General features: G+C 41.1%; 6 protein-coding genes. 4 read left to right on the forward strand and 2 right to left on the reverse strand.

The features are described 5' to 3' along the window. Position 1 precedes the first annotated feature (1 nt). On the forward strand, positions 2 to 151 hold the full coding sequence (locus ACE1CM_RS35870) for an Imm1 family immunity protein (RefSeq protein WP_374883703.1): 150 nt from the start codon (positions 2 to 4) through the stop codon (positions 149 to 151). Between the two features lie 87 nt (positions 152 to 238). On the opposite strand, the gene ACE1CM_RS35875 is transcribed toward ACE1CM_RS35870, so the two are convergent. Together ACE1CM_RS35875 and ACE1CM_RS35880 are read right to left on the reverse strand one after the other, a co-directional pair. Next, on the reverse strand, positions 239 to 418 hold the full coding sequence (locus ACE1CM_RS35875; protein ID WP_374883697.1) for a hypothetical protein: 180 nt from the start codon (positions 416 to 418) through the stop codon (positions 239 to 241). Positions 419 to 678: 260 nt separating this feature from the next. Continuing rightward, complete coding sequence (locus ACE1CM_RS35880) at positions 679 to 1,164, reverse strand: hypothetical protein (protein ID WP_374883698.1); 486 nt, start codon at positions 1,162 to 1,164, stop codon at positions 679 to 681. Between the two features lie 186 nt (positions 1,165 to 1,350). Here ACE1CM_RS35880 and ACE1CM_RS35885 point away from each other — a divergent pair, with 186 nt between their 5' ends. The 3 genes from ACE1CM_RS35885 to ACE1CM_RS35895 all read left to right on the forward strand — a co-directional run. Further along, the gene (locus ACE1CM_RS35885; RefSeq protein ID WP_374883700.1) at positions 1,351 to 1,743 is read left to right on the forward strand and encodes a hypothetical protein; all 393 of its coding nucleotides are present in this window, start codon (positions 1,351 to 1,353) and stop codon (positions 1,741 to 1,743) included. Further along, positions 1,697 to 2,032 carry a type II toxin-antitoxin system RelE/ParE family toxin gene (locus ACE1CM_RS35890; RefSeq protein ID WP_374883701.1) on the forward strand — a complete coding sequence of 112 codons (336 nt, stop codon included), beginning with the start codon at positions 1,697 to 1,699 and terminating at the stop codon, positions 2,030 to 2,032. Before ACE1CM_RS35885 ends, ACE1CM_RS35890 begins: the two co-directional genes overlap by 47 nt. 9 nt (positions 2,033 to 2,041) lie before the next feature. Further along, positions 2,042 to 2,314: hypothetical protein (locus tag ACE1CM_RS35895; RefSeq protein WP_374883702.1), on the forward strand; the 273-nt coding region annotated here is incomplete at its 3' end.

The following is a 2,314-nucleotide window of genomic DNA, read 5'->3' on the forward strand; positions in this document are numbered from 1 at the left end:
ATTGGTTGTAGGCGGACAAGAAAGCGAATATCCAGCAAAAATGTGTGTAGACTTGCTGCGATGCCTGCTAGCAGCTAGAACCTTTACAGAATCAGGAAAACTCGATCCTTTACTAACTTGGCAAGAAGATACATCATTAATCGCAGCGTGATGCCCTCTCCTTCCTCTGCGTCCTCTGCGCCTCTGCGGTTCTAATTAAAAAAGCGATCGCATGTTAAATCCAGCTAACTATCCCTACTTATTCCTGCTTTTCTTCTGACCCACTTTCAGTATCTTGTTTAACTTCTTCTTCCTTATTTATCTCCTCTATATCTTGTTTTATCAGGCGAAATTCTTGTTTTAAATCGTCGCTAGGAGGTCTTGTTTTATTCTTTCCCCCAAACTCAGCGTGAGTATATATCCACACCAAGTAGACCAAACATTTCGGCTTATAAACAACGTACATCAAACGACCATACTTGGCTTGCCCTCGTAACCCTGGTGGGTTAAATCTAATTTTTCTAAATTCAAAATCTTCGCTGTATTCTCCCTTGGGAAAACCCTCATTTTCCGAAATATCATCAGAGCTAGGGGTTTCTTGGAGTTGCGATATGTAACTATCAACTAACTCTTCAAAAGCATCCCTAGCTATGCTTGTCTTTGCGGTAATGATTCTTGATTAATTGCTTATAACTAATTTCAAACCTCGTTAAGGGCTTGATCTGATAAATTTCGCAACCATCCACGAGTTTCTCCCTGCTTCAAAACTTTGCTGGATGAGCCTGCATCATAAATTAATTCCTGCAAAGTCTCTGATAAAACAGCTTGATATTCAGGCTCGTCTCGCTCTACTGCCTCAAAAATATTGTCAACCAGCGAGTTCATCGCTTCACAGTATGCAATCAAAGCGTCAGCTTGCCCATTGGCAACAATTATTGTGATGCGAACCAAACTCAAAAACTTTGAAATTACGCTAGCTAAACCACTGCGAGATTCACTTAAATCATAGGCTAAGTTCTTCAGCTTTTCGCGCTCTTCGTCTGACAGCTTATGCCATTGCTTCTTCACAATAACTGCTGCTCTATTAATTTTTCTGGCTAACACCAACAGTTCCAAATATCTTAACTCTTTGGACTGGTATATTTTTTGAAGCTCTGTTGTGTTAAGTGCAATGGTGGCAGACATTAGTCTTGCCCTCTTAATTTTGCAAATTTTCCAACTTTTGTATGTTGGCATTCAGTAAAATCATAGCCGATTTAGATCAATATGTCAACTCCTATTGACTGCTGTGTCTCAACTTTTGCTCACTTCTAGCACAATCATCACAATCGATTCAGTTAAGATAGTTGCAACAGTAGCAGGCATAAAGCGATGTCTGAAGTAAGCACGCCACAAGCAGAAAAAATCGCACAGCATCCCCTAGAGACTGTGCTGAAAGACTTGGAATACCTTGTCAACAGTCTGGAGATGGAATTGGAGGTAGCACCGAGCGATCGCAAAGCACATCAAGACTTATTGCGGCGCATCCAAAAGGTTACAGAAGCAGCACTCCAAATACCTGATACAGCTTGGCCCCTCTCGGTCGAAATTTTCCCAGGAGAGACGCAGGAGCTAACCAAGGAAGAACAGGAAATGCTGGAAAATGGAATATGGATAACCGAGGGTGAAATCGGAGAGGAAATTAACGTCGATGCAATAAACAAACGGTTGAAAGAACGTGGCTACCAAATCGAATTATCTTTTCCAGAAACACCCGAAAGTTGATAGCGAAGATTTACCAGCTTTGCCAACCGAGTTACAAGAAGATTTTGAGCAAATATACAAACCAATCCTGATGGTCGATCCTTTTCGTTGTGGTGGCTTCCCCAACCATGCTTTAAAAGGACGGCTCAAGGACTATCGTACCCTGGAAATAGACTGGGATGGCGTTTCGTATCGACTGGTGTATCGCATTTACGAATCTTCTGCACCTAAACGGGTGTTTGTCGTGAGTTTTGCCGAACACGACCCAGCTTATGATAAGGCAAAAGAACGCACTGGTAGATCTAAATAAAAAGGCTGAATGTTTGTGTCAAATTTAACAAGAGAAACCTGGATAGGCAACAAGGATGAAGGCGAATTAATCGACAACCCAAATTGGCATCAAATAGAAACAGCGATTCGCGAATTAGATGGCAAAAGTAAAACTTTATTAACCTTGGGAGCAGATGAAGAAACTTATATGTCAATTGGCGGCGGTCAATCGGGAAAATATGTTGTTACTGTAACCTTCGATAACATCAAATTCTATACTTTAGTCGATCTATCAAAATCTGATGAAATACAAGCATTGGTT

Origin of the sequence: Microseira sp. BLCC-F43 (assembly GCF_041929235.1) — a bacterium.
GTDB lineage: Bacteria > Cyanobacteriota > Cyanobacteriia > Cyanobacteriales > Aerosakkonemataceae > Microseira.